This is a genomic window from Rhodococcus sp. OK519 (assembly GCF_003051005.1).
Classification (GTDB): Bacteria; Actinomycetota; Actinomycetes; order Mycobacteriales; family Mycobacteriaceae; genus Prescottella.
On the sequence record NZ_QAOW01000028.1, the window covers coordinates 1 to 1,031 of the forward strand.

Consider the following 1,031-nt stretch of genomic DNA (forward strand, 5'->3'; position numbering starts at 1 on the left):
GCGCGCGGCTGGCACTGCGTCGGGCTGACGCGCGACCTGCGCGACGGCAAGCCGCACTCGATCCACGCCTTCGGCACCAAGCTGGTGGTCTTCGCCGACAGCCAGGGCGAGCTGCAGGTGCTCGACGCCTACTGCCGACACATGGGTGGCGATCTGAGCCAGGGTGAGATCAAGGGCGACTCGGTCGCATGCCCGTTCCACGACTGGCGCTGGAACGGCAAGGGCCGCTGCACCGACATCCCCTACGCCCGCCGCGTGCCGCCGCTCGCGAAGACCCGCGCGTGGACCACGATGGAGAACGACGGCCTGCTGTTCGTCTGGCACGACCCCGAGGGCAACCCGCCGCCGGCCGAGGTCTCCATCCCGGCGATGAGCGCGCCCGGTGAGGAGTGGACCGACTGGGTGTGGAAGCAGATCACCATCGACACCAACTGTCGCGAGATCATCGACAACGTCGTCGACATGGCGCACTTCTTCTACGTGCACTACGGCTTCCCGATCAAGTTCAAGAACATCTTCGAGGGCCACACCGCCACCCAGTACCACGAGGGCGTCGGACGCGAGGACATGGCTCGCCCCACCAAGGACGGTCAGGTGGCGTCGACGGGCAACACCTCGGTCGCCGCGTACTACGGCCCGTCCTTCATGATCGACGAGTTGACGTACCACTACCCGGATTTCGACATCGACTCGATCCTGATCAACTGCCACTACCCGATCGCGCCGGACAAGTTCGTGCTCATGTACGGCATCAAGATCAAGCAGAGCGAGGCGATCAGCGGTGAGAAGGCCCGGGCCCTGGCGTGCGGCATGGCAAAGTTCATCACGATCGGTTTCGAGCAGGACGTCGCGATCTGGAAGAACAAGACGCGCATCGAGAATCCGCTGCTGTGCGAGGAAGACGGCCCGGTCTACCAGCTGCGCCGCTGGTACGAGCAGTTCTACGTCGACGTCGCCGACATCACCCCGGACATGACCAACCGGTTCGAGTTCGAGATGGACACCACCAAGCCGGTCGCGGCCTGGCGGCG

General features: G+C 65.1%; 1 protein-coding gene. It reads left to right on the forward strand.

The genetic code is table 11. The features are described 5' to 3' along the window. The coding region (locus C8K36_RS24490; protein WP_107987598.1) for a Rieske 2Fe-2S domain-containing protein at positions 1 to 1,031 on the forward strand (1,031 nt) is incomplete at both ends.